The organism is Dehalobacter sp. CP, assembly GCF_047652685.1.
Lineage (GTDB): Bacteria > Bacillota > Desulfitobacteriia > Desulfitobacteriales > Syntrophobotulaceae > Dehalobacter.
Window position 1 is genome coordinate 157,501 of sequence record NZ_CP157399.1, and the last position, 26,053, is coordinate 183,553.

General features: G+C 42.4%; 20 protein-coding genes and 7 tRNA genes. 21 read left to right on the forward strand and 6 right to left on the reverse strand.

The window, feature by feature from the left end:
* Nucleotides 1–39: 39 nt before the first annotated feature.
* The 4 genes from tnpC to AAH944_RS00785 form a co-directional block, all read right to left on the reverse strand.
* Entirely contained in the window at nt 40–1,575 is a 1,536-nt protein-coding gene (gene tnpC, locus AAH944_RS00770; RefSeq protein WP_287896874.1) for an IS66 family transposase, read from the reverse strand.
* 102 nt (nt 1,576–1,677) lie between these two features.
* On the reverse strand, nt 1,678–2,040 hold the full coding sequence (gene tnpB / locus AAH944_RS00775) for an IS66 family insertion sequence element accessory protein TnpB (protein ID WP_287896876.1): 363 nt from the start codon (nt 2,038–2,040) through the stop codon (nt 1,678–1,680).
* The gene (gene tnpA / locus AAH944_RS00780; RefSeq protein ID WP_287896878.1) at nt 2,030–2,398 is read right to left on the reverse strand and encodes an IS66 family insertion sequence element accessory protein TnpA; all 369 of its coding nucleotides are present in this window, start codon (nt 2,396–2,398) and stop codon (nt 2,030–2,032) included. Before tnpA ends, tnpB begins: the two co-directional genes overlap by 11 nt.
* A 334-nt stretch (nt 2,399–2,732) precedes the next feature.
* On the reverse strand, nt 2,733–3,065 hold the full coding sequence (locus AAH944_RS00785; RefSeq protein WP_415535694.1) for a L,D-transpeptidase: 333 nt from the start codon (nt 3,063–3,065) through the stop codon (nt 2,733–2,735).
* Between the two features lie 862 nt (nt 3,066–3,927).
* On the opposite strand from AAH944_RS00785, the gene serC reads away from it, so the two are divergent.
* From serC to AAH944_RS00850, 13 genes are all read left to right on the forward strand, one after another.
* A complete protein-coding gene (serC, locus tag AAH944_RS00790; RefSeq protein WP_415535696.1) occupies nt 3,928–5,010 on the forward strand; it encodes a 3-phosphoserine/phosphohydroxythreonine transaminase in 1,083 nt (360 codons plus the stop codon).
* Between the two features lie 45 nt (nt 5,011–5,055).
* Entirely contained in the window at nt 5,056–6,219 is a 1,164-nt protein-coding gene (locus tag AAH944_RS00795; protein ID WP_415535698.1) for a phosphoglycerate dehydrogenase, read from the forward strand.
* A 45-nt stretch (nt 6,220–6,264) separates the two neighbouring features.
* Nucleotides 6,265–7,503 carry a DUF1015 domain-containing protein gene (locus AAH944_RS00800; RefSeq protein WP_415535700.1) on the forward strand — a complete coding sequence of 413 codons (1,239 nt, stop codon included), beginning with the start codon at nt 6,265–6,267 and terminating at the stop codon, nt 7,501–7,503.
* Nucleotides 7,504–7,749: 246 nt separating this feature from the next.
* Nucleotides 7,750–8,856 carry a M20/M25/M40 family metallo-hydrolase gene (locus tag AAH944_RS00805; RefSeq protein ID WP_415535702.1) on the forward strand — a complete coding sequence of 369 codons (1,107 nt, stop codon included), beginning with the start codon at nt 7,750–7,752 and terminating at the stop codon, nt 8,854–8,856.
* A gap of 21 nt (nt 8,857–8,877) precedes the next feature.
* Nucleotides 8,878–9,198: a hypothetical protein gene (locus tag AAH944_RS00810; protein WP_415535704.1), complete on the forward strand. Its 321-nt coding sequence runs from the start codon at nt 8,878–8,880 to the stop codon at nt 9,196–9,198.
* 167 nt (nt 9,199–9,365) lie between these two features.
* Nucleotides 9,366–10,637 carry a glycosyltransferase family 2 protein gene (locus AAH944_RS00815; RefSeq protein WP_415535706.1) on the forward strand — a complete coding sequence of 424 codons (1,272 nt, stop codon included), beginning with the start codon at nt 9,366–9,368 and terminating at the stop codon, nt 10,635–10,637.
* Nucleotides 10,638–10,788: 151 nt separating this feature from the next.
* A tRNA-Val gene (locus AAH944_RS00820) sits at nt 10,789–10,864 on the forward strand.
* A gap of 150 nt (nt 10,865–11,014) precedes the next feature.
* A tRNA-Asp gene (locus tag AAH944_RS00825) sits at nt 11,015–11,091 on the forward strand.
* 167 nt (nt 11,092–11,258) lie between these two features.
* Nucleotides 11,259–11,334 (forward strand) — tRNA-Phe (locus tag AAH944_RS00830).
* Nucleotides 11,335–11,341: 7 nt separating this feature from the next.
* Nucleotides 11,342–11,416 (forward strand) — tRNA-Gly (locus AAH944_RS00835).
* Nucleotides 11,417–11,425: 9 nt separating this feature from the next.
* Nucleotides 11,426–11,500 (forward strand) — tRNA-Cys (locus tag AAH944_RS00840).
* Between the two features lie 3 nt (nt 11,501–11,503).
* Nucleotides 11,504–11,592: transfer RNA gene (locus tag AAH944_RS00845), tRNA-Leu, on the forward strand.
* 5 nt (nt 11,593–11,597) lie between these two features.
* A tRNA-Val gene (locus tag AAH944_RS00850) sits at nt 11,598–11,674 on the forward strand.
* Between the two features lie 961 nt (nt 11,675–12,635).
* Here the strand turns inward: AAH944_RS00850 and AAH944_RS00855 are convergent.
* Together AAH944_RS00855 and AAH944_RS00860 are read right to left on the reverse strand one after the other, a co-directional pair.
* A complete protein-coding gene (locus tag AAH944_RS00855; protein WP_415535708.1) occupies nt 12,636–14,759 on the reverse strand; it encodes a sigma-54-dependent Fis family transcriptional regulator in 2,124 nt (707 codons plus the stop codon).
* Nucleotides 14,760–15,279: 520 nt separating this feature from the next.
* Complete coding sequence (locus AAH944_RS00860; RefSeq protein WP_415535710.1) at nt 15,280–15,960, reverse strand: Crp/Fnr family transcriptional regulator; 681 nt, start codon at nt 15,958–15,960, stop codon at nt 15,280–15,282.
* A gap of 195 nt (nt 15,961–16,155) precedes the next feature.
* Between AAH944_RS00860 and AAH944_RS00865 the strand changes: the two genes are divergently transcribed.
* The 8 genes from AAH944_RS00865 to AAH944_RS00900 all read left to right on the forward strand — a co-directional run bounded on the left by AAH944_RS00865 (nt 16,156) and on the right by AAH944_RS00900 (nt 26,034).
* Complete coding sequence (locus tag AAH944_RS00865; protein WP_415535712.1) at nt 16,156–17,487, forward strand: reductive dehalogenase; 1,332 nt, start codon at nt 16,156–16,158, stop codon at nt 17,485–17,487.
* 27 nt (nt 17,488–17,514) lie between these two features.
* Complete coding sequence (locus AAH944_RS00870; protein ID WP_415535714.1) at nt 17,515–17,826, forward strand: dehalogenase; 312 nt, start codon at nt 17,515–17,517, stop codon at nt 17,824–17,826.
* Between the two features lie 23 nt (nt 17,827–17,849).
* Complete coding sequence (locus tag AAH944_RS00875) at nt 17,850–19,058, forward strand: 4Fe-4S binding protein (protein ID WP_415535716.1); 1,209 nt, start codon at nt 17,850–17,852, stop codon at nt 19,056–19,058.
* Between the two features lie 151 nt (nt 19,059–19,209).
* Entirely contained in the window at nt 19,210–20,124 is a 915-nt protein-coding gene (locus AAH944_RS00880; protein ID WP_415535718.1) for an amidohydrolase family protein, read from the forward strand.
* A gap of 93 nt (nt 20,125–20,217) precedes the next feature.
* Nucleotides 20,218–20,610, forward strand: coding sequence for a NifB/NifX family molybdenum-iron cluster-binding protein (locus AAH944_RS00885; protein WP_415535720.1), 393 nt, complete (start codon nt 20,218–20,220; stop codon nt 20,608–20,610).
* Nucleotides 20,611–20,675: 65 nt separating this feature from the next.
* The gene (locus tag AAH944_RS00890) at nt 20,676–23,510 is read left to right on the forward strand and encodes a molybdopterin-dependent aldehyde oxidoreductase (protein ID WP_415535722.1); all 2,835 of its coding nucleotides are present in this window, start codon (nt 20,676–20,678) and stop codon (nt 23,508–23,510) included.
* An 83-nt stretch (nt 23,511–23,593) separates the two neighbouring features.
* Nucleotides 23,594–25,846, forward strand: a complete 2,253-nt coding sequence (locus tag AAH944_RS00895) for a pyridine nucleotide-disulfide oxidoreductase/dicluster-binding protein (protein ID WP_415535724.1) — start codon at nt 23,594–23,596, stop codon at nt 25,844–25,846.
* Nucleotides 25,843–26,034 carry a DVU_1557 family redox protein gene (locus AAH944_RS00900; protein ID WP_415535726.1) on the forward strand — a complete coding sequence of 64 codons (192 nt, stop codon included), beginning with the start codon at nt 25,843–25,845 and terminating at the stop codon, nt 26,032–26,034. The genes AAH944_RS00895 and AAH944_RS00900 overlap by 4 nt, the downstream gene beginning before the upstream one ends.
* The last annotated feature ends 19 nt before the right edge of the window (nt 26,035–26,053 follow it).

Consider the following 26,053-nt stretch of genomic DNA (forward strand, 5'->3'; position numbering starts at 1 on the left):
AGAAAAAAAGCAAAACCCAGTGTAAACTGAGGTTTTGCTCTATTTACAGATTTCCTGAACTTCCGGACTCCACGGCAGATAATCCTCAAGGATTTCAGGATACTGACCGAACTGTTCACCCGGTAGCCGGTTAAGAATATAGTAAAGATATTTGTAAGGACTTAGGCCATTGGCTTCAGCGCTTTCAATCATACTGTAAACGGCTGCGCTTGCCGCGGCTCCTCTGGGACTTCCGCTGAACAGCCAGTTTTTGCGTCCAATAGTGAAGGGCCGAATACAGTTTTCTGCCAGGTTATTGGAAATACAGCAGTTACCGTCTTCCAGATAATTCATCAGTTCTTGCTTTTGGTTTAAAGCATAATTTAAGGCCTTACTCAGTTTGGATTTGGGAAGAACTTTGTTTTCGACAGAATCAATCCATGCCCAAAAAGCATCCAATACTGGTTTTTCCTGTTTCAGACGTTCGAATTTGCGTTTTTCACTTGTCAGATTTTCAAGAGTACTTTCAATTTCAAAAAGTTTGTTGCAATAAGTAATCCCCTGACCAGATAGCGTATCATCGGGACCACGGATGTCTTTAGGCAAAGCATCGACAAAATTTCTGCGAAGATGTGACCAGCAAAGACAGCGTATGATGTTCTCGACCTTTTTGTAACCGGCGTAAGCATCCGAGTGAAGGTATCCCTTAAATCCCTCCAGAAATTTTTGTGGGTAAATTCCATTTCTTCCGGGCTCATACTCAAAGATCCGGATAGGATGCTCAGTATGCTTTCCGGTAGTGTATACCCACATGTAAGAATCACTTGTATTCTTGCGACCTTCCTCATTCATCACCTGAACAGGAGTCTCATCAGCATGAATATATTTTTCTTTAAGGAGCTCTTGATGCATAACTTTTAGGATGGGGGTCAGCCAATCGCGGGACGCAGCTATGATCCAGTTAGCCATGGTAGCGCGGCTTAAAGACAAACCGAGCGTCTTCCACTCTTTTTCCTGACGGTAAAGGGGAAGCGCGTTTACAAACTTCTGGTGCATGACCCAAGCCACTGTGGAAGGAGTCGCTAAGGAGTGCTGAATAACCGAATCAGGTATCGGGGATTTCTCCATGTAAGGCAGACCATTTTTGCGGCAGCTGCGGCATTCGAAGGTCTCACGGTAAAGGTCAATTACCCTAAGCTTAGCCGGAATATATTCAACTTCTGTACGCACAAATTTTTCACCGACGGATTTAAGCGGGGTATTGCACGTTTCGCAAAAACGTTCATCTTCAACAAGGGTACAGAGCTTTTTTTCATGCGGCAGATTTTCTAAAAGTTCTTCCCGCCGGCCATTTACTTTCTTTCTCCGGTAACCCTCGACCTTTTTCAAGTCAGGTTCCTTGGACTTCGGATCGGTCTCGGTTTCCGCTTCATTAAAAAGAGACATCTGTCCTAAGGATAGAACGGATGTCTTCTCTGTGCTTCGGCCATAGAGTTTACGCGTTAGATGGTGTACGGTTTCCAGAAGGAGTCTATTTTCCTTCTCCAGTTCGGATATGCGATTTTCCAGCGTTTTGATCTGTTCAGCCGTACTCATCAAATTACGATATCCTTTGCGTTTTTCGCTGCTTATATTTTACCATAAAAATACCAAACAATCCAGCATTTATGCGGACTTTCGGCACTTTTCCCAAAGTTTTTACAGGGAAAAACACTTCTCTTTACCCAGTTTTTTTACGGCTTTTGGTTGATCAATGGACAGTCCTTCCATAAGCCAGCGAAACTCCTGGGAAGTGACGTTGCGGACTGCTTCGGAATTCTTCGGCCACCTGAATTTACCGGCTTCCAGCCGCTTATATAATAATACGAAGCCATCGCCTTCCCAGTAGAGTGCTTTCAGTCGATCATGCCGGTGGCCGCAGAAGAGAAACAGACTGTTCTGGAATGGGTTTAGCTGAAAGTTCTGCTGGACTAAAGCGGCCAGCCCGTTAATGGATTTGCGCATGTCGGTATACCCGCAGGCGATATAGATTTTCTCTGCTTTGGAGATATCACCGAACATTTTGGAGCGCCCTCAAGGTATTTTCTATTAAGGCAGGTGCTGCGCTGTTGTGGATTTCCAAGCTTACGGCACCCAAGCTCACAACAATATCTGCTGATGAGTCCTGACGTTTATGGTCAGCGTCGGCTACAGGAAACGCAATATTTACCGGCACGATTGGATTCTTTTCGGCATTCAGCGCGGGAAGGGCTTCGCAGGCTGCTTCACGGACACGTTTCAGCCAGTAGAAGTAAGTCGTCTCGCTTAAACCGTGCTCCGCACACCAGTCGGCAATTTTCTGCCCGCTGCTGCGGCATTCACGGATGCGCTGGGCCCACTGATTCAATCGATATTGTCGAGTGGCTTCTCTGCTATCCATCACTAACTCCTCCTTTTGGAGTTTTTAAAGTAAACTTGAAAAACTCCAATAACTCTAGTTTAGAGGATATTATCTCACTGCTTTAGTGATGTTTCCATACACCGACTTATTAGACGGTTACGGTTGAGTATCCTCCTGGGCTGAAAATACTGTAAGGGAAGATAAGACGTTGCCAGGTAATTAGAGACTACATCCAGTGATGTAGTCTCTTTACATTAATGGAGTGAGGGTGTTCGCCTAGAAAGTTTGAGGAACCTCCTGGAGCGACGATACGGAAAATAGGTCTAGGCAGATACAAATCTGACCGATTGGCGGACAATAGGGGTATTATTAATTAAGAACGGATAGTGACTGAGGTGCCAGTGGGGATAATTCTAGCGAGCTCTAAGACATCTTTATTAAGCATGCGGATACAGCCTTTAGAAACTTGTCGGCCAATTGACTGAGGATTATTTGTACCATGGATTCCATATCCAGGGATGCTGAGTCCAAGCCACATCACACCAAATACGCCTCCGGGATTTGGTACTTTACTAATGATTTCATAAGATCCGATTGGAGTAGGTGTCGCTGTTTTCCCGATACCAACCGGATAGGTCCTGATGATTTGACTGTTTTCGGACACATAAAGCTGACGTTTATTTAAAGAAAGCACAATCGAATACATGTTAATCACCCCTGTTTATACTATTTGCCAGGTCTTTGTTTGGTTAAAAATTTAATAAAATATATGGACTAATTTCAAAAAAAGTAGTATGGAATATAATGGGAATATAAAATCTAAATCTACTTTGTTTAAAAAATTTATACGAGGAGGTAACAAAAAATGCACCTTTTTGGAAAAGGCTTTTATTCGTATGCATGTACGTGTTATTATCCAGTAATTTGCTTTCCGACTATGCCCTGCTGTAATGTTCCTTATCAGCAAAAGACAGTACAATACCAACAAACAGAGCAATATCAACAGACGCGATTTACTGGTGGCAAAGGTTAATTAAGAAATGAGGACAGAGCATCAATGGGTGCTCTGTTTCTTATGTATAGAGGGGGTTTATCTGCACAATTGGATGGAGAAAAATGAAGATTATCTATCCACTTGACAAATCATCCCGGATACATTACTATATTGAAAATAACCTATATGCTCAAACACGATGAGAGGAAAGTCTGATTTAAATGTTGTTCAGAGAGCTGATGGCCGGTGCAAGTCAGCCAACATGTAATGAGATTCCATCCTGGAGTGGCCGATGATGAATTGTGCGGGTTCCGCCCGATATCGCGGACATAAGTTGGCCGATTTGGCAACATGGGTGGCAACGCGGGAATACCTCTCGTCCCTGATTTTGGGATTAGAGGTTTTATTTATGTATTTCTGCAGATGAAAGACGTTGTCACTTTATGAAGAAATGGCTAAAACTTGGGTGGCACCGCGGAATATCCGCCCCAACACTGGGGTGGATTTTGCTTTTTTTCATAGCGCTATACAAAAGTGAAAGAATACTAATATGATAATGGAGGAGGAATTTACAATGACAAGAGTATTTAATTTTTCTGCAGGACCGGCAGTATTGCCTGAAGAAGTTCTCAAAGAAGCTGCTGAGGAAATGCTGGATTATGATGTCACGGGGATGTCCGTGATGGAAATGAGCCATCGCTCCAAAGCTTTTGAAAAAATTATTGGTGATGCGGAGCAGGATCTTAGAGATTTGCTAAATATCCCAGATAATTATAAGGTACTATTCCTGCAAGGCGGTGCATCACAACAGTTTGCCATGGTCCCAATGAATTTAATGAAGAACAGGGTTGCCGATTACCTTAACACCGGACAGTGGGCTAAAAAAGCAATTCAGGAAGGAAAGATCTACGGTAAAATTAATGTCCTTGCTTCCTCAGAAGACAAAACATATACGTATATTCCTGATCTGAAAGATCTGAAGATCTCCGAGGACGCCGACTATGTATACATTTGCCATAATAACACCATCTACGGAACAAGGTTTGCAGAACTGCCCAAAACCGGTGACAAAATTTTGGTTGCGGACATGTCTTCGGATTTTTTGTCTGAACCTGTAGATGTAAGCAAATATGGTTTGATCTTTGCCGGGGCTCAAAAAAATGTCGGCCCGGCCGGTGTTGTCGTCGTCATTATCCGGGAAGACTTGATTACTGATGATGTGCTGCCGGGAACGCCTACCATGTTGAAATACAAAACACAGGCAGACAACAAGTCGCTCTATAACACACCGCCGGCCTATGGCATTTATATTTGCAGCAAAGTATTTAAATGGCTGAAAAAACTTGGCGGACTCGAAGTCATGAAAAGAATCAATGAGGAAAAAGCCGCAATCTTATATGACTATCTTGATTCCAGCAGAATGTTTAAAGGAACAGTGGTTAAGAAAGACCGTTCACTGATGAATGTGCCGTTTGTAACCGGATCAGAAGAACTGGACAAGAAATTTACCAAAGAAGCCAAAGAGGCCGGCTTGGTGAATTTAGAAGGTCATCGCTCAGTCGGAGGAATGAGAGCGAGCATTTACAATGCGATGCCCATGGAAGGCGTGAAGGCGTTAGTCGCATTCATGAAGAAATTTGAAGAAGAAAACATCTGAGAAAGAAAATCATCTTTATACAATCAGGAGTAAAGGAGTGTCTGTATGTTTAAAATCAATTGTTTAAATCCGATTGCTAGGATTGGGCTGGACAATTTCTCGGACGAATATGCTATTACGGATAACTATGAAGAGGCGGATGCCATTCTGGTCAGAAGTGCCAGTGTTCATGAACTGAACCTGCCGGATTCTCTGCAGGCAATTGCCCGGGCCGGAGCAGGAGTGAACAATATACCGCTTGATAAATGCGCTGAAAAAGGGATTGTTGTTTTTAATACACCGGGGGCTAATGCCAATGGTGTTAAGGAATTGGTACTTGCCGGACTGTTTCTGGCATCCCGTGACATTATCGACGGCGTAAACTGGGTAAATACTGTTAAAGATGATCCGGTTATTGCTAAACTTGTTGAGAAAAATAAGGCCAAGTATGCAGGTATTGAAATCAGCGGCAAGAAACTTGGTGTAATCGGGCTTGGAGCGATTGGGGTTCTCGTAGCGAATGCGGCGATGAAACTTGGCATGGAAGTATATGGGTATGATCCGTTCATTTCTGTCCGCTCAGCCTGGCATTTGTCTAAATATATCAAGCCCAGCAAATCCTTGGCGGAGATTTATAAAGAATGTGATTTCATCAGCATCCATGTACCTTTGTCCGATGCAACTCAAGGGATGCTGAATGAAGAAGCCTTCAAGATGATGAAGAACGGCGTCCGCATTCTAAATTTCTCGCGCGATTCTTTAGTCAATGAAGAAGATATGATTGCAGCACTAAAAGTTGGCAAGGTATTCAAATATGTTACCGACTTTCCTACTCCTAAAATGGCGCCCCTAAATGAAGTCATTGCTATTCCGCACCTGGGAGCTTCCACCTGTGAATCAGAGGATAATTGTGCGGTGATGGCTGTCAGCCAGCTCATGGATTATCTTGAAAACGGCACGATCAGAAACTCCGTGAACTATCCCGACTGTGACAACGGTTATCCGGATAATGCCGGCCGTCTCGCGATTCATCACAAAAATATCCCGAATATGATTGGTCAGTTCACTTCGGCCCTGGCTCAGGAGAATATTAATATCTCTGATATGATTAATAAAAGCAAAGGCCAGTATGCCTATACCTTGGTTGATATTGAGGCACCATCCACACCGGAAATAAAGCAGAAAATTGAAGCGATTGAAGGAGTCTACAGAGTCAAAATCGTAAAATAATGAAAGTTGATATTGTTGATATTGTTGGTATTGGGAGGGTTGGATTTGGCTACGATCAGACCGTTTAAAGCGCTGCGGCCGAGGGAAGAACTTGCTGCGAAAGTCGCGGCACTTCCTTATGATGTCTATAACCGCGAAGAAGCATTAGCTGAAGTAAGAAAAGAACCGTTGTCGTTTTTGCAGATTGACCGGGCAGAGACCCAGTTCGCTCCTGAGGTCAGTCCTTATGATACCCGGGTCTATGAGAGAGCGAGAGACAGTCTGCAGGAAATGATCCAAAACGGCGTTTTTGTCAGGGAGGATAGACCCTGCTATTATGTGTATGAACTGGTGATGGATGGCCGTTCCCAGACGGGCCTGGTCGGTTGTGCCGCGATTGATGATTACCTGAACAATGTTATCAAAAAACATGAAAAAACCAGAGAAGATAAGGAAATTGACAGAATCAATCATGTCGACATTTGCAAGGCCCAGACCGGCCCGATCTTTTTGGCTTATCGGTCTCAACAGGGAATTAATGAGGTTGTCAGCCGAATTAAACAAGAAAGCCCCCTCTATGATTTCACTGCTCCGGACGGAATCAGACATACCGTTTGGAAAATAGACGGGGATCATGATTTGGCTGCGATCTATTCCGGATTTCAAAATACCCGGAGCATCTATATTGCGGATGGACACCACAGAGCGGCTTCGGCGGTAAAAGTAGGCTTGCGCAGAAGAGACGCCCATCCCGGTTTTAACGGAGAGGAAGAATTCAACTATTTTCTTTCTGTCCTTTTCCCGCACGATCAACTGATGATCCTGGATTACAATAGAGTGGTCAAAGATCTTAATGGTTATCAGAAAGATGCCCTGCTGAATGAAATAGAAAAAGCATTTATTGTAACCAAAATGGGGGCTGAACCCTATAAACCTCAGAAAAAAGCGGTCTTTGGCATGTATTTGGAAGAATCATGGTATAAACTGGAGGCTAGGGATGAGATTCTTTGCGATGATCCTGTGGAAGGCTTGGATGTTTCACTGCTGCAAAATTATCTCTTAACACCGATCCTGGATATCAAAGATGTCAGAACGGATAAACGAATCGATTTTGTCGGTGGTATACGTGGCCTGAAGGAACTGGAAAAGCGGGTGGCCAGTGATATGAAACTTGCTTTTTCGATGTATCCGACATCGATTGATGAACTTTTTGCCGTATCTGATGCAGATAAGCTTATGCCACCCAAATCTACCTGGTTTGAACCCAAACTGAGAAGCGGACTGCTTATTCACGAACTGGAATAGGGCTGACTTGCAACCCGGTATAGTACTATACCGGGTTAACATCTGGTTTGCCGTGAAAAATATTTTTGAGCCATACACATAGGATGATAGTGTTTGTTTCATGATAAAGTCAGATGATATTTTAATAGTTAATGAGGCACTGGAAAATATTATTTATATGTTGACGAATTATCCCAAGAAAATCCGTCTAAATAATAGGGCGGTTGTTTATTCTATGAGTGAAAGCATGAGTGATCGGAGGTAACTATGTCAATCAATGTTACGGATGAATTTCTTAAGCTTGTTTCCATTGACAGTCCGTCCAAAAAAGAAGGGAAACTCGCAGGCTATCTGAAACGAAGGCTGAAGGAGCTCGGTGCTGATGTCTATGAGGACCATTCCGCCGTCAGGACCGGTAGTGATACAGGCAACCTGATTGCAGTACTGCCGGGCAACTGTGAGGGTGCACCGGTGATCATGCTTGCAGCTCATATGGATACGGTAGCATCGATCGAAGGAATGACACCCCGGATTGAGGAAGGGGTCATTCGCAGCGATGGACAGACCATCCTAGGGGCGGATGATAAAGCTGGAATAGCCGTGATACTCGCAGTACTGAGCAGGCTTCAAGAAGACAAGCATATCCTGCATAGCCCGGTTGAAGTTGTTCTGACCGTGCAGGAAGAAATTGGTCTCTATGGCATAAAAAATCTTGATTATGCCCTTAAAGCTGACTTCGGCTATGTTTTAGATGGTGACGGCCCTGTGGGTACCGTAGTTCACGCAGCACCTTCTCATATCACGCTTGATCTGGTTGTTCAGGGTAAAGCTGCACATGCGGGCTTGGCACCGGAAACGGGCGTGAATGCAATTGTTGTTGTGTCCAAAGCCATTGCGGACTTGAAATCAGGAAGGATAGACCAGGAAACAACGAGTAATTTCGGGATCATTACCGGCGGAACAGCGCGTAATGTGGTTGCTGAAAAGGTACAAATTACGGCAGAGGTACGAAGTCACCATCAAGCCAAACTTGAAATTGAAGCTGATAAAATTCTTGAGAAATTTGAAACTGTTGCAGCTAAGAACCAGGCAAATTTCAGCTATACAAAGGAACTTGCCTATGAAGCGTTCTGCATAGATCCGGCACATCCTGCTGTTCAGAATTTACTGAAGGCAGGGAAGAAGCTCGGCATTCACACGGAGTTAACTTCAACTGGCGGAGGACTTGATGCCAATATCTTAAATTCCCGCGGCATACCATGTCTGGCACTGGGCCTCGGTAATCATAAACCGCATACCCGCGAAGAATATGTCGAAATTGACCAGATGGAAAAATCCGTCGAATTCGTACTTGAGGCTTTGTCTTTTTCATAGGATATACTGAGGTGACGACAAATGTGGGAGCGTATTCGTCGTGAACTTTTAGTAGAATACTATTGGTGGAAAAGGCAGAAATTAAATAAAAGACATTCGGATAGTCCAATCGGTCTTCTGGGAATACTGTTAATAACCGTCGGAATTATCCTGATGGTGATCATAGGGCAGGGTATTGGAGCGCTGTTCCGTAATATGATACCTTTCGTAAGCGGGACACAGGTTGCCGGTACCTACTGGTCTTCCGTCTTTTTGGCGTTAAAGATCAGCCTGCTGTTAATCGTGATGATGATTGGTTTTGCCTCCATCATCATCTATAAATTATTCAGACGTAAAAAATAAATGGTTCTATCGATGACTGACTTTCAAAAAAATGTTTAAATATAAACATTTGTGTATCTTCGCTGCCTTAAAAGAATAATAAAATATATTCTTAAGATATTGTACAAGTCTTATTGCAGGCAGCAGTAATATCTGCTAAAATTGATAAATTGAGGGGGGTAAGATTTTTGGATAGCTTTTCCAGTATCATGCAAGAAATTTTTAACATTATTATGATTTCTCTACAAGTCATCATTATTTTTGTGACTTTGTATTATTTTATTTTATCAATTCTAGGGATGCACCGGAAATCTGAAAATGACGAATTCGAGCCCAAGAATAGATTTGCGATTGTCGTTGCAGCTCATAATGAGGAAAGGGTAATCGCGCCGCTGATTAACAACCTTAAAAATCTGGATTATCCGAGAGAACTTTTTGATGTCTTTGTTGTTGCCGATAATTGCACGGATAACACTGCTTACCTGGCAAAAAAGGCTGGAGCCAATGTGTACAAGCGTTTTGATGAGATAAAACGCGGGAAAGGCTATGCCTTGGAATACTTATTTGCGAAGATTTTTGCTTTAGACCATACGTATGATGCTTTTGTTTTGTTTGATGCCGATAATCTCGTCAAGGATAATTTCCTCAGAGAGATGAATAAAAAGCTCTGTCAGGGAGATCAAATCATTCAAGGCTATGTGGATTCCAAGAACCCTTATGATACCTGGGTCACCACTTCGTTTTCAATTGCATTTTGGATGATGAACAGGCTGGTACAGCTGGCCAGGTTTAATTTCGGAGTTTCCAATACCCTGGCTGGTACGGGGATGTGTATTTCCTACGATGTACTTAAGAAATTTGGCTGGGGAGCTCACTCTTTGGTTGAAGATCTCGAGTTTACGATGAAAGCCTTGGTATATGGGATAAAAACCAGCTGGGCGCATGACGCGGTCGTTTATGACGAGAAGCCGCTTAGTTTTGTACAGTCCTGTCATCAGAGGAAACGCTGGGCTCAGGGGCAGGTTGACGTTGCCTGCAGATATTTGCCTATTCTTCTTGTAAAAGGATTCCGCGAGAAAAAGTGGCTGTATTTTGATGCAGCGATGCATCTCTTTCAGCCGTTCTTCTTGATTATTTCGGCTTCGTTTATTGTGATGCAGGTGTTATTCTTTCTGCGCCCTTATTATGTCAACTTGTTTATTGACTATATTCCTGCAGGTGTCTGGCAGGTTCTTTCCGGAAGTGTTATTGTTTTTGCCATATTGTCCCTGTACTTGGACAAAAAGCCTACCAAGGCCTATTTTGGCTTGATTCTGTATCCGATCTTTATGTACAGCTGGATACCGATCATTATTGCCGGGTTCATTCACCGCAACAAGAAAGAGTGGTCGCATACAATGCATACCCGCTCAATCAATTATGAGGAAATTCGTGCGGAAGAAAAAGTATCGACCAGCTGACAGTCTCAAGGTAAACGAAGACCCGGTTTTACCCGGGTCTTTTCGCTTGCTGTGAAATAACAATCCATCAGAAGATGTCTTGTTTTTACGCAAAAAATCCTTTGACACACCATCGATATTTGTGTATACTATAATTCGTCACAGCAAGCCTGGGTGATTAGCTCAGCTGGGAGAGCGCCTGCCTTACAAGCAGGATGTCGGCAGTTCGATCCTGTCATCGCCCACCAAACTCGAAGTTCGAAGTTTGACGCGCGAAGTTCGAAAAAGCATATTAAGATATTGCTTGAAGAGCGGAAGGTACGAACTGAACATCGGGAAACTTACTGTAGAGGAATACGAAGGTTCGAATATCGAACGTCGTGCCTGAATACCGAATTGGCCCCGTAGCTTAGTGGTTTAAAGCGCCTGCCTGTCACGCAGGAGATCGTCGGTTCAAATCCGATCGGGGTCGCCATACGCGATATTCGAAGTTCGTGGTTCGAAGTTCGAAAGGTGGAAGTTAAATTCCATAGCGAATAGTCACCACGGTACTTGGAATTATAGATCAACTATTGCGGATTAGATACCGCAGAGGCATACACAAGTTCGAACATCGAACATCGTGCCTCGAACATCGATTATGCCTCGGTAGCTCAGTCGGTAGAGCAGAGGACTGAAAATCCTCGTGTCGGCGGTTCGATTCCGTCCTGAGGCACCATGATCATGCGGGTGTAACTCAGTGGTAGAGTGTCACCTTGCCAAGGTGAAAGTCGCGAGTTCGAATCTCGTCACCCGCTCCAAAAACTTATGGCGGCATAGCCAAGTGGTAAGGCAGAGGTCTGCAAAACCTTTATCCCCCAGTTCAAATCTGGGTGCCGCCTCCAAACGCCGAAGTGGCGGAACTGGCAGACGCACGGGACTTAAAATCCCGCGAGGTTTACCCCTCGTACCGGTTCGATTCCGGTCTTCGGCACCAATTTTGGGTTTGTAGCTCAGCTGGTTAGAGTACTGCGTTGACATCGCAGGGGTCGGAGGTTCGAGTCCTCTCAAACCCACCATTTTACTAAATGGTGAAAACAAAATGAAACGCTAGAAGCGTTGATACAAAAGGATTTGCTGTTTTCGAAAAGATATGGGGGTTGGACAACTTGTCCATAATTAAGGATAAATACTCGTAAATATCTCTAAGAATCCGTAAGTATTGGGTCAAAATTCGGTCAACAAAATAATGAATTAGAACAATAGAAAAGACCTGTAAAAAAAGGTCTTTTTTTATAATAAAAATGACTAGAAATTGAATAAAGCCAAGTGAAATAGAATAGCAATTAGTAATAATAAATCTCGCTTTTAAAGCGTCTTTAAGCCGTTAAACCGTTCGAATTTAGGTTTGGGTAGTGGCACACCTATCCAGCTAATTTTAACTGATTCTAGGCTCATTTAAACGGATAACATTTTAAAGCATAGACCTTCAAATACTTGCGTACCAACGGTTTGATGATATTTTGTGTTAATAGTTATATCGCAGTAAATACCGCAAATTACTATAAGTATCTGTAAGTTCCTAGTCAAAAACCTAGTCAGGAGCCTAGGCAAAAATAATGAATTTGAACAAACTAAGAGACCTGTTTCGAGGTCTCTTTTGCTATATAATTTTGAAATTATCCGCCAATTTAGGCGGTTATATTATTTCTCCATATAATTCTTCAATCTAAACATTCAAACAGCTTAAAGGTTATTTAAAACACTGTATGTCCATGTTAAGTATGCTATCTTCGCTAAAGAGGTATCGGCAATACTAATCCTATTAAATTTGCTAGGTGTATTAGTGAGTTGGAAAAGATTTATGGGATTAAAGTTGCTAATCCTCAATTAGTGCTAAATGTGAATCTATGATAAATAAATTTCAAGTGTATGGAATGATACAATTTTTAAGAACGATTATTTCTGGCCAACAATAAACATATCAACTCTTGATAGTGTGCTGGGAGACATAGGACTCCAATTAATTCAATGATTAATTTACTTTGTTATACTTATTTGGTATTCACTTAGTTTCCGGTAAAGAGTAGTTCTGGATATTCCTAGGATTTCAGAAACTTTTTTTGTATCATTATTTAAGCATCGCATTGTGGTTTCAATAGCTTGTTTTTCTATTTGGCTAATCGATAATAGTTGATTAGATTTCTGATATATATCACTATTTGGATTAACTAAGGTATTTGCGAAAAATGGAATTTTCTTTTGGTTGGCTTCTTGGCTTAAATATGAATCGGGTCTGTGCCGTATTCTTTCAGGAAAATCCGATAACTGTATGCAGTCTTTTTGCGATGCACTGATTGCATAAAACAGGCAATTTTCCAATTCTCTGATATTGCCGGGCCATGAATAATTACGTAATAACTCCCATGCCTCCTCTGTAATCTTAGGTATAATACTATTTTCTTTATTAGAAAAAATATTTAAAAAATATCTTGTCAGTATTTCAATATCTCCATCTCGTTCTCTTAAAGGAGGTAAAGATATCGGCAATACACACAATCTAAAATAAAGATCTTCACGAAATTTTTTTTCTTTTACCAGTTTTTCCAGGTCTTGATTGGTCGCAGCAATAACTCTGAAATCTACTGGTATATTGCGATTTCCTCCTATACGCATAACCTTTTTATCCTCCAGTACTCTTAGGAGTGTCGGTTGGAAATCAAGAGGCATATCGCCAATTTCGTCTAAAAATAATGTTCCGCCATTAGCTAATTCAATCTTTCCTTTTTGACCATCTTTAAGTGCACCGGTAAAAGAGCCTTTTTCATAGCCGAAAAGCTCACTTTCTATAAGGTTTCTTGGGAGTGAAGCACAATTTAAAGCTATAAAAGGATCGGTGGGGCGGGATTCGTTATGTATTGCCTGAGCGAATAATTCTTTACCTGTTCCGCTTTCCCCTAGAATCAGAATGTTAGCAGGAGTTTTTGCGAAGACCTGAGCTTGGCTAATAATTTGTTTTAATTTTGTACTGGTACTAATAATGTTTTGAAAAGTAAATTTTGCATCAGACTGAGAGTGTGACTTAATTACCGCTTTATTATTTGGAAGCGGATCTAGGATAACAGTAATCCCTTCAAGGCACCCATTCTCGGGATTAATGATTGGATTCATTGAGCACGTATACTTATTTTTTGTTTCGATATGGATACTTGTCACAAAATTGGCTGCTTTTTGAGGATACTTTATTACACTTTGGATAATTGATTGATTGTCAATAATTGTATTAAGATTGCGGCCAATAATAAGATCCACATTATCATCATTTAAGTTAATCATTCGTCTTGCTGAATCATTTGCTAGAATAATAGTTCCTTGATCGTCTGTCAATAAACATCCCTCAGAAACAAAACTAAGAGTAGTATGTAAGAAACGGTTCTTTAAAGCGAGTCTACGATTGATGCGTGACAACTCTAACTGGCCTTGTATAGCGCGTGCCGTTAAGCAGGAGATGTTAAAAAATGTAGGGGCTAAAATTTTATCGTGACTGCTCTTAACAACAGTCGTTATTCCAAATAATCCGACTAAATATCCATCGTAAAATATTGGTGCTGCTGCTGAAGCAATAAGATTCTTTAAACCATAGAAATAGTGTTCGGGGCCATTGATTTGCACGGGAGCTTGAAGGGCAAGACAAGTCCCTACAGCGTGAGTACCAATCACATTTTCGGAAAAACAGAACCCAGGCCCGATGTTAATTTTATTGGTCTCAAGTTCAAGTTGGGCATCTTTGTGTGTATATAGTAAAATGCAGTTTTCATCGGCCAAGCTGGTAATACAAGAAGGGGTGATCGAATGTAACATTTTTTCTGTTTCATGGATAATTGGAAGTGCTGTGTCGAGAAGCAGTTTTTTGGTCTTTTTTATCATTTCGAATTTTGCACTATCAAGCAGATTGGCAGAATGAAACGTATATGGGTTAACATTCATATCCCTTGATCGTAGCCATGATTCGGCAATTTCTTTTCTTATAACAGACATCTGCCTTGGATCTGCATTTTGCTCAATGCATCTTTTCCAACAATCCAATATGTCTTGCCAATTATGATCCTGATCATATAGATTTTTAGTGTTTTTTATGGTTTTCTTGCCGTTCGACATATTCATTGGGCAATCAACTCCTTAGTCTACTTAAGAAAAAGTCAACCAGGTATGACGATAATCCTTTATAGTTCAGTTATTCTGATTAAGTATAAAGCTATACCTGCTTAAAGCAGGCAACTATAAGTTCACTTTGTAAAAACAATTATTTTAATGAAATCGTAAAGGCCTTAGTGATTTATCTATTACACATTGATAATGTGGATAAAGACACAAAGGTTTCTCAGAGATAACTGAAACCAACTCAATTATTAGCTCTATTCAAGATATTGCAACACAATCTAATTTGCTTGCTTAAATCGTAGCAATAGAGGCAGCCCTTGCAGGTGATAAGGGAAGAGGATTTTCCGTTAAGAACCTACGGCCACACAGGTTACTTTCAAGCATTGCCTTATCTTGCAGGAAGAAAAGAGGCAGACATAGTCTAACCAGAATACTGCAATGCAATGGGTTTAAGTAATTCTATAATATGACTCCTTAAAGTTAGGAAAATACATCAAAGGACGGAATACTTTTAACAGCTATGCTATATTTTTGTCTGATAGTCTTTTAGTTTTTGAATATCTCTTATATAGTAGTACCCATTAGTAAAATCAATTAGCTTCATTTTTTTTAATTTTTGAATAACTCTTACGGTCGTGACTCGATTAATACCAAGCAGGTTGCTCACAAACTGTTGAGTAATATTAATATTCAATTTAATCTTTGCCTCTTCTTTTAAACCGTAATTTTCGGCCATTACTATAAGAAGATTGCAGATTCTCCATTCCGTATTATAAAAGAGTAGTTCATCTACCAGGTTCATCATGGAAACCATTTTTTTAGTCAGCGACCGTAGAATAGACAATGTTACATCCAAATCTGTTGCTAATAAATTCATGAGGTCACTATGCTTTATAGAGATTAAAGAAGAGTCCTTTGTTGTCTTAAAGTAATAAGTGAGAGGTATTTGAAAAAGGAAACAAGTTTCCCATAATATACTGCCTTCATCAAAAATTCCCACTATTCGTTCATTCCCTTTCGGGGAGTATTCGTAAGCGAATACGCTACCCTTATTGACATAACATAATTCATTTGGAAGGTCACCGGGAGAGGCTATCATTGTATTCTTAGCAATAAGTGATTCTCTCCCTTTGTTAATTAATGCTTTGGAGATATTATCACGTTTGCAAATAATTGAAAACTCTTCTCTGTTTAATCGCTCCATAAATGACCAACCTCCACCATAGTAGAAATAGAGTCAATGTTTATTATTATCTAATATCCCATTATCTAATATTCATTATACACTTTCAATCCAGAAACAGATGTAGCTTAAGCTACCTTAGTAGTGAAAACACCTATCCTATTACTTTGAACTATGCTAATTTTTAGACAAAGTTTAAAAGGAGGATATGCATGTATGGACTTAAGTAATGAGAACACAAAGAACCTGGAAGAAAAAAAGAGTATCCCGAAGAAACTAAGCAGGAGGTTTTTTTTGAAAACCTCACTGGGAATGGGGGTTGGGGTAGCGGGTGCAGCCTTACTGGGGAATCAGTTGACGGGGGTTCCGGGAGTGGACAGGATAGCTGAAGCGGCGGATATTGTACAGCATAATGATATGCCCGTTGAAATTTCAGCCGATTACAAGCGGTATGATCAGTGTAAAAATGTTATTATGCGCTCTTATGCGGGAGATCCGGTAACAGCCCCCTTGTTCGCCCGTTATTTCGGTCAACATACCGGGGAATTTCCTTCAAAAGAAGGACCGGGCAGGGGCAGGCTTGAGGACGCCTTGATGGCGGGCGCGGGATCTATTGAGGGTGATATTAATGGTTATCATTCTCCAGGGTTTGCTTCACAAGGACTATTATATAAATGGGACTATCCAGTAAATCCCGATGTATATAAATTTGACAGCCCTGAGCTTGCGAGCAAGGCTGTTAAAAAAGCGGCAGAATTTTGCGGAGCAAGCTTGGTCGGGATAGCCCCATATGACGAACGTTGGGTCTTTGAAACTGTTTTCGATATGAAAACAATGAAAGGTGTTCCGAACGTATTGCCTTTTAAGCCTACGAATGTGGTCGTTATGGCTCTGGAAATGAGCTATGAAGGATTTCAAGGGGCTCCGGATTTTCTCGAAATGGCGTCAACAGCCAATATTTATTCCAATATGAGTGTTACGGCGCATAAAGTAAGTGCTTTCATTCGGCGGTTAGGTTATCACGCCATTGCTTGCGGCAATGATACGGCTTTGAGCGTTCCGCTGGCTGTCCAAGCCGGTTTGGGAGAATTGAGCAGAATTGGTATTCTTCTTACTCCTGAATTCGGGCCAAGAGTTAGGATATGCAAAGTGTTTACAGATTTGCCGTTAGCTATTGACAAGCCGATTACTTTTGGAGCAATGGAATTTTGCAAAAACTGCAGAAAATGCGCGGATGCCTGTCCTTCAGGTGCGATATCCAAAGAGAAAGAACCCAGCTTTGATGTTTCAACCGTTTCGACAAATGGTGGTGTGAAGAAATGGGCTATGGACTGCGAGAAATGTTTATCCCAGTGGGCAGAAGTCGGTACTGACTGCGGTATTTGTATTAAAGTTTGTCCTTACAATAAAAGTGATGAATGGCATCATGATCTTGTCAGATTGGGGACAAGGACCCCTGCAAGGCCAGTCCTAAGATTCTTTGATGATTTGTTCGGTTATGGCAAGATTAGCGTTGAAGATGCAACAAAGGATTTCTGGAATAAATAGTAAGGTTGAATAAGGAGTGATATTAGTATGATTATTTTTTGGTTGATTCTGGGTGCACTTGTGGCATCGGCCTTTTGGTTTGTTTATTTAAAGTTCCAGGTAGCGGGAAAAATGTCCAAAACGAAGTGGGTATTGGCTCTAATATCTGTTTTATGGGGAGCTTTCACCATAGCATGGATTGTCAGCAGTTTGGCAGAGGCAGAAATTCAAGCTGCCGGTATGGGATTACTGATATTTGGAGGAATTTTCCTCTGTCTTATTCTTCTTACGGTTAAATGGAATGATTTAATATCCAAATTAACTTTTAAAAATAATGCGAAAGATAGTGCAATTTCATAAGTAGAAATAAGGTATAAGCAATAATGAAAGCATTTAGGAAATTTGTCACTTTAGCAGCAATACTTGTATTACTTGTAGCCTTGGGCTTCAGTTGGACTCAGACAGAAAAAGACTTGCAGCCATTTTTGATAAAAGCCCTTCCTGAAGCCCAAGTTTTTAAAAAAGTTAATTCTTCTCCGTCGATATATCAAGGAATAAAAAACCGTAACGGTAACGAAGAAAAAGTTGGCTACGTGGTAATAGACGAAGCTGTTGCTTACGGTGGACCCATTGTAATCGTAACCGGAATCGATCTGCAGGGAAAAATCGTCGGGGTAATTATTGCAGATCATAAGGATACGCCTTCCTACATTCAAAAGATCACAGAGAAGAAATATCTTGAACAGTTTATTGGTAAGATAATTGTCGCCCCTTTGTCTATTGATAAAGACATTGACCGTATTTCGGGTGCTACTTATTCCTCAAAGGGTATTGCCAAAGCTGTCTCCAAGGGAAGCCATGAAGTAGCCCGAAGGCAATTTGGACTGGTTGTTCAGGATGATGAGGAGGAACCGTTTAAATTTGGCGCAAAAGAAATAGCTGTTATTGTATTGGTCGCATTAATGTTGATTGGAGTTGCACTCAAACGGAGAAGACTACGCTGGGTTACACTTATCAGCAGTTTAGTCTTGATTGGCTTTTGGTACAATACACCTGTTTCTCTTGCGAATATTGCAGGACTTTTAATGGGCCATTTTCCACCCTTCCATGAAAATCTGGTTTGGTATGTATTCTTGATTGGAATTCCGTTGATCACTTTAACACTAGGAAAGAATGTATACTGTTTTTGGCTTTGTCCTTTTGGTGCCTTGCAGGAATTAACTGCAAAAATCGGCGGCGGCAAATTCAAATGCTGCAATAAGTCAATCGAAACAAAAATAGCCAAATTACGGTATGTACTGGTATACATGGCCCTTATAGGGGCTTTTTTAACCAAAACGCCTAGTTTTGCAGGGTATGAACCTTTTTCCACCTTATTTGGCAGGCAGGGGTTCGGTATTCAGTGGCTTATTTTACCGGTAGTTTTTTTTGCCTCTTTTTTTATACAAAGATTCTGGTGCAGGTTTTTTTGCCCAGGACTGTTAATCAACGAGATAATATTGCATCTCAGAAAATGGATAAAAAAGATGTCGGACAAAATTGTATTGTACCCTGCTAACCAAATAAAAATGCACATTAAACATCGAGGTTAAAATGAAAAGTAAAATATGCCTCAAAGATTTACTGTTTATCGTATTAATTTCTGCAGTTGTCATTATGATTCTAATCAGCCAAAAGAGTATCCCTTTATATTAAGATAATGAAAAAATAACGGGTAAATAAAATCAGAAAGGATTAGAAGTTATGCTTAAATCAAAAACATTGATTGATGTACACCATCATGCGTTTCTTCCCGAAATGGTTGCTGAAGCGAAGCGCAGCGGAATGCAAGTAGCGGAGTGGAATATTGATTACGATCGTGAGGTTATGGAGCGCCTGGGAGTTACGGGGGCCTTGCTATCGCTCCCGGCGCCTTCTCCAGCTAAAATTGTTCGCCAGATCAATATTTTCATGGGAGAAATATGCGCAAAGGATCCGAACCACTATGGTCTCCTGGCGAGCCTTCCCTGCCTGAGTGTCGATGACGCCTTAAATGAGATTGCTTATGCCTATGATGACCTTAATGCTGATGGCTTTATCCTCTTAAGCAATTACAACGGCGTTTATCTCGGTGATGAGCGTATGGAGGAAATTTTAGCGGAACTAAACAGGCGGGCGGCAGTCGTCTTTGTTCATCCCGGCAAGCCTGCCGGCGACAATCTGCCTTTATTTGGGCGGGATATTGCAGTTTACGAATTTCCGTTTGATACAACCCGATCAATAATGGATCTCGTTTACAAGGGAAAGATCGAAAAATACCCCAATATTCGCTGGATTATTGCCCATGCCGGAGGGACAATCCCATATCTTGCTCATCGTTTGAGTATTGCTAAAGAATGGAACGGTATCACCCAATCTCCCGCGGAGGTGCTGGCGCCTCTAAGCACGCTTTATTATGAGCTGGCGCTCTCAGCTTCTCCCTATTCAATCCCCGCCTTGAAAAAATTGGCTGGAGCATCCCATGTCCTTTTCGGGACGGATTTTCCTATGAGGCTTGAAAAAGGTATAGCCCAAAGCGTAACGGATATTGCTGATAACCTTGGCCTGGAAGAGGATGAACAACATATGATTGCAGCAGAAACCGCATTAAAGCTTTTTCCGCGTTTTGTAAAAAACTAAAGTGATTCATGGAAGTTGATCAATCGCTTGAACACATTTGGGATCAATATAACGAATATTACTGATCTACTATTTATAAGGAAGGAGAGGAAAATGAAGATTGCAATAGCTGCCGATGGTTGTGATATGGAGAGTAAGGTTACGGCTAAATTTGCTGATGCCTGCTGGTTATTAATTGTAGAAATGGATCGGCAGCGTATTTGCGAAAAAGTTCGCAGGGGAAGTCAAGATACGGAAAATGAAGAGTTCGCAAAAATAATTGTTCAGAGAAATTGCGAGTCGGTGATTTGCGGTGAAATTGAGCGGATACCGTTTGAGATACTCGCCGCGGCAGGAGTAACGCGATCATTGGGTGCCGGGCTTACGATACCGGATGCTATTGAACATGAGAATATGTTAGAACTTATTACCGATCATATTGGCGGTACCGGTCACGATTCCCATTCGCATCATGCGGAAACCTGTTCCTGCGGGCATGACGAATGACCCGCCAGTCCGAACATTTGCTGAAAAACATGTCAATTCGGAATTAAAAGATTGGAGTGAATCTAATGGCCTTAAGTAAAAAGTTTCTAAATATCAACGGAGTCGACCGGATGTTTATCTGTGATCCGGAAAAAGACACTTTAGCGACTGCCCTAAGGAGATTAGGGCTGACAGGTACAAAGGTCGGCTGCGGCGTGGGACAGTGCGGGTCTTGTTCAATCATCCTGGATGGGAAAGTTGTACGTTCCTGTGCCCGTAAGATAAAAAATATCCCGGAATACGCCAAAGTAGAAACGATTGAGGGGATTGGCACAGCCACTAACCTTCACCCGCTGCAGCAAGCCTTCATCACTTATGGAGGTGTCCAGTGCGGATTTTGTTCCCCGGGGTTCATTATGTCGGCGTTGGGGTTATTGAGAGAAAATGTCAATCCTACAAGGGAAGAAGTTCGCGATTGGTTCCAAAAACACCGTAATTTGTGTCGTTGTACAGGATATAAGCCTATCGTCGACGCTGTTATGGCCGCAGCCAAAGTAATGCGCGGCGAAGCCTCCATGAAAGATATCACGTTTGACATGGAAAAAACGAAAAATGGAATTTATGGCACGGCTTTGCCCAGACCTTCCGCCTTGGCCAAGGTAACAGGACTGTGCGATTACGGTGACGACATTAAATATAAAATGCCTGAAGGCACCTTGCATTTAGCTGTTGTCCAGCCAAAAGTATCTTCTCATGCCAAGATCTTAAGTATAGATACAGCTCCCGCCGAGGCGGTGCCGGGCGTCTATAAAGTCGTAACGGCCAAAGATGTTCAAGGTACAAACCGCATGCTGGCTCCAATTTTTAATCCGCGCTCCTTATTGAAAGGAAATGAATTTCCAATTATTGCCGACCAAAAAATATGCCGCTATGGGGATGTCGTCGCGGTAGTTATTGCGGATAGCGAGGAAATTGCCCGTGAGGCGGCCAAGAAAGTCATCGTTGAAATTGAATCGTTGCCGGAATATATGAACCTGTTAGATGCAGTTGTTCCTGATGCCATACCAATTCACGGACAAACTCCTAACATGTTTATGGTGGGAGCCCATATTAAAGGAGAAGACGCAAGCGAGGTCATTGATAATTCCTTTTGTTCTGTAGAAGGCAGTTTTTATTCCCCCAGGGAAGCTCATCTCTCTATTGAAGGCAATACTATGCAGGGCTACTGGGATGAACAAGGCAACATGACGATTCACTGCAAAACAATGGCGATTGGTTGGGCCCGGCATGAATTACCCGCCGGAGTTGGCATTCCAATTGAAAAATTAAGATTGATTGAAAATCCGACCGGAGGCAGTTTCGGTTGGGCATGCAGCGGACTTAACTATGCATTGATGGCAGTATGTCTGATGGTTGTAAAGGATAGACCGTTAACACTTACTATGTCCTATGAAGAACATCAGCATTTTAGCGGCAAGCGGGCGCCGGGATATACCAACGGCAGGCTAGCCTGTGATGAAGCAGGCAAACTGACTGCGATGGAATATGATATCGCCCTTGACCGCGGCGCTTTCGCCGACGAGGTAACTGCCGAGCAGTACAAAGCAATGTCTTCAATGGGTATGCAATACGTCATTCCAAATATAGCCGGGATAGGAAGATGTGCTGTAACCAATCATACTTTCGGCACAGCTTATCGGGGTTTTGGAGCTGTACAGGCATATACCGCTTCTGAAGCAATGATGGATATGTTGGCTGAAAAAATGAGGATGGATCCGTTTGAATTCAGATATATCAATCTTCCCCGCGAGGGACAGACCAACAATACAGGCCATCCTTTTAGAGATTATGTAATGCCAAATATAATGGATAAACTTCGTCCCTATTACCAGAAGGCGCTTGCTGAAGCAAAAGCGGCAAGCACACCGGAAGTTAAACGCGGTGTCGGCGTCGTTACCTCCATGTTTGGCGTGGCTATGGCCAATATGGATATGGCCGAAATTCATTTGGAATTAAATCCTGACGACACGGTAACACATTTTAATACTTGGGAGGACCAGGGACAAGGCGGCGATATCGGTACTTTGACGGTTACGCATGAGGCATTAAAACCATTGGGGCTTTCCGTAGACCAAATCAGACTGCACATGAACGATAGTCATCTTTGCCCTGATTCCGGCGTTGCCGCAGCCAGCCGTTCTCATTTTATGACAGGAAACGCTGTTATAGACGCCGCCGAAAAACTCATAAGAGCGATGCGCAAGGATGATGGGACTTTCCGAACCTATGACGAGATGGTGGCGGAAGGCATTCCGACAAAATATGCTGGCAAGTCCAGCACAAGTTTCGCCGGCCCCAGTGTTAACCCTAATACGCTGGACGGCAATCCGTTCGCATCGCTCATGTATGGCGCTTTCATAGCCGAAGTGGCTGTCGAAGTATCCACAGGCAAAGCAACATGTCTGGGAATGACCGGGGTAGCCGATGTTGGCAGGATAGGGAATATCCTGTCAGTCGAAGGGCAGGCCTACGGCGGGCTTTCTCACGGTATTTCATTTGCTCTGCAGACCCAATACGAAGACGTTAAAAAACATGCCACGATGGCAGGCGCAGGAATTCCTTATATTAAGGACATCCCCGATAATATAAACATTATGTTCATGGACGATAATCCGAGAGCATGCGGTCCTTTCGGCTCCACAGGAGCATCGGAAGTCTTCCAGTGCAGCCAGCATATGGCGGTGATAAACGCGATCAATAACGCTGTGGGCGTCAGGATTTATGAACTTCCTGCCTCCCCGGAAAAAGTCAAGGCTGCTTTGGAAGCAAAGGCCAAAGGACAAGAGTTGAAACCGAAAAAATATTTCCTCGGTTCTGATTTTTATGATCAATTGGATTATTTGAAGGCAAACCCATTTTAGGAACTCTCGATCCATTGTGGAATACAGGCTCATTGTATGCGCCTGTATTCCACAACAGTCGAAAAACTTAAGAGGTATGTTCTATGGATATTGAAGCTTTTGAACATTATACAGAGAAATGCTTTCAAGGAGAATGCCCGCCTTGTGTATGTGAATGTCCGCTCAAAGTGGATGTTGGCGCCGTTATCGACAGGGTGCAAAAGGAGAATTTTACTGCCGCTTACCGTTTGTTCCGGAATCAAGCCTTGTTTCCGCGTATAGTGAGCATGATATGCCATCAGCCATGTAAGAACGTATGCATACGCAATTCAGCCGACACGGCAGTCGATTTGCAGTATATCGAACAGGCTTGCGTGGAATTCACGAAGGACAGAGAACCAGTTGACTATAATGTTCCTGAAAAAAATAAGAGCGTTGCCATCATCGGTGCGGGACTCAGCGGTTTGGCGTGTGCCCTCAAGCTGGCCAGCAAGCGTTATAATGTAACAGTTTACGAAAAAAAAGATGCTCCGGGCGGAGAACTGGCTGAACGGTTGCCTAAGAGTATCTACCTGCAGGAATTTGAACAAGAATTCAAGCATGTTGCCTATAATCTGGTATTGTCTAAAGAAATAAAGGATCTTGCCGAAATTCAGGCGGATGCCGTATATATTGCAACCGGCTCGGACGGAAGTACCTTCGGACTTCAAGAGGGATTGGATCTCAACTCGTTAGGGACGAAAAAACAAGGCATTTTTATGGGCGGGAGTATAATGGGCGTCACGCTTGTTGAAGCGATAGAACACGGGATCCGGGCTTCCCAATCCATAGAAAAGTATTTGAAAGTCGGCCTTATGAACGGTGTGGCTCAGAACGGGGAGAAAAAATCAATCAATCCCAATTTTAGCAAATTGACAGGAATGCCTGTAAACCCCCCGGAGAAGACGCATGGTGAAAAGTTTAAGGAACAAGCTGTTGCCGAAGCCAAACGATGTACCAAATGCGATTGCGCCTTGTGTAAAGACAGCTGCGAATTAATGCAGAGGTTTAAGAAAAATCCGAAACGCATCACGATTGATGTGGTTTCAACATTAAATCCAGGCGACAAAATGCCTGAAAAAGTGGCCAACAGATTGGTTAATACCTGCAACCAATGTGGGCTGTGTGAAACTGTTTGTCCCGAGAATGTTGATGTGGCGGAATGTTTGCTTCAAGCCAGGCATTACCTTTTTGAAGACGGCGCCTTGCCTGCAGCCTACCATGATTTCTGGCTGCGGGATATGGAATTTGCCAATTCGGATCAAGCCTATGCCGTGGTTCTTCCTAAGGCGGAGGAAAACTGCAGGTATCTTTTCTTCCCTGGTTGTCAACTTGGAGCATCTAATCCTGGCAGTGTCATTGCAGGCTATAATTTTCTTAAAGAAATATGCGCAGACACTTCACTGCTGGTCGGCTGCTGCGGTGTGCCCGCCGATTGGGCAGGGGATGGGGAACTGAGGAACAAAGTTCAGAATAACATCCTGCAGGAATGGAAAAGTCAGGGAGAACCTACTTTTATCATGGCTTGCCCCACTTGCCTGAAAACATTTAAGCGTTACATACCACAAATCAAAATTATTTCTTTATACGATGTAATGGTTCGACATGCCCGTCCCCAGTGGAAGGAACTGGGAGGAAACAAGGTTATAGCGGTGTATGATCCTTGCGCCAGCAGATATGACAGTCTTATGCAGGAGAGTATCCGAAAGCTGCTTCATGATGCCGGTTATAAGATCGAAGAATTATCCTATCATGGGAAAGAAGCACGTTGCTGCAGCTTTGGAGGGCATATTCAGATTGCAAATCCCGAACATGTCAGAAATATCGCCAATAATCGGATTCAGGATAATGATAATATTTATGCAACCTACTGCTCAAACTGCCGTGACACGTTTGCCGCAGCAGGTAAAGAATGCAGCCACATCTTGGATATATTCTTTGACACCGGTTCACCCGCGCGACCGGCACCGGATCTGTCTCAACGCAGACGAAACAGGGCTAAACTGGTTAATACGCTGACAGGGAGAGAGATTATCGCGGAAACAGATATTATTGAGAAGGGTTTCTTCATTGAGATTCCATCTGAATTAAAAAATAAGATGAATAATGAATTAATTCTGGAAGAGGACGTTTACTCAGTAATTGAATATTGCGAAAGAACAGGGACTAAAGTGCAAAATGTAAAGACAGGGGAGTTTACGGGCCATTTATTCCAGGGCGTAATAACTTTTTGGGTAACTTATGAAAAAAATGAATCAGGATTTAAACTAAAGCAGGTCTACACGCATCGCATGAAAATCGAGGAGAGTAATAAATGAAGGATGACGAATTAATCTGCGCAAAATGCAATGTAATGCTTGTACCGTTAAAAACCTCGTTCATCTACTTAAAGCACCAATTTCAAGTTGATTTGCCCCGATGCCCGATTTGCGGTCAACTGTATGTTTCCGAAGAGTTGGCCAAAGGCAAAATGGCGGAAGTTGAGATCCAACTGGAAGACAAATAACAATGATATCGTCGTCGGA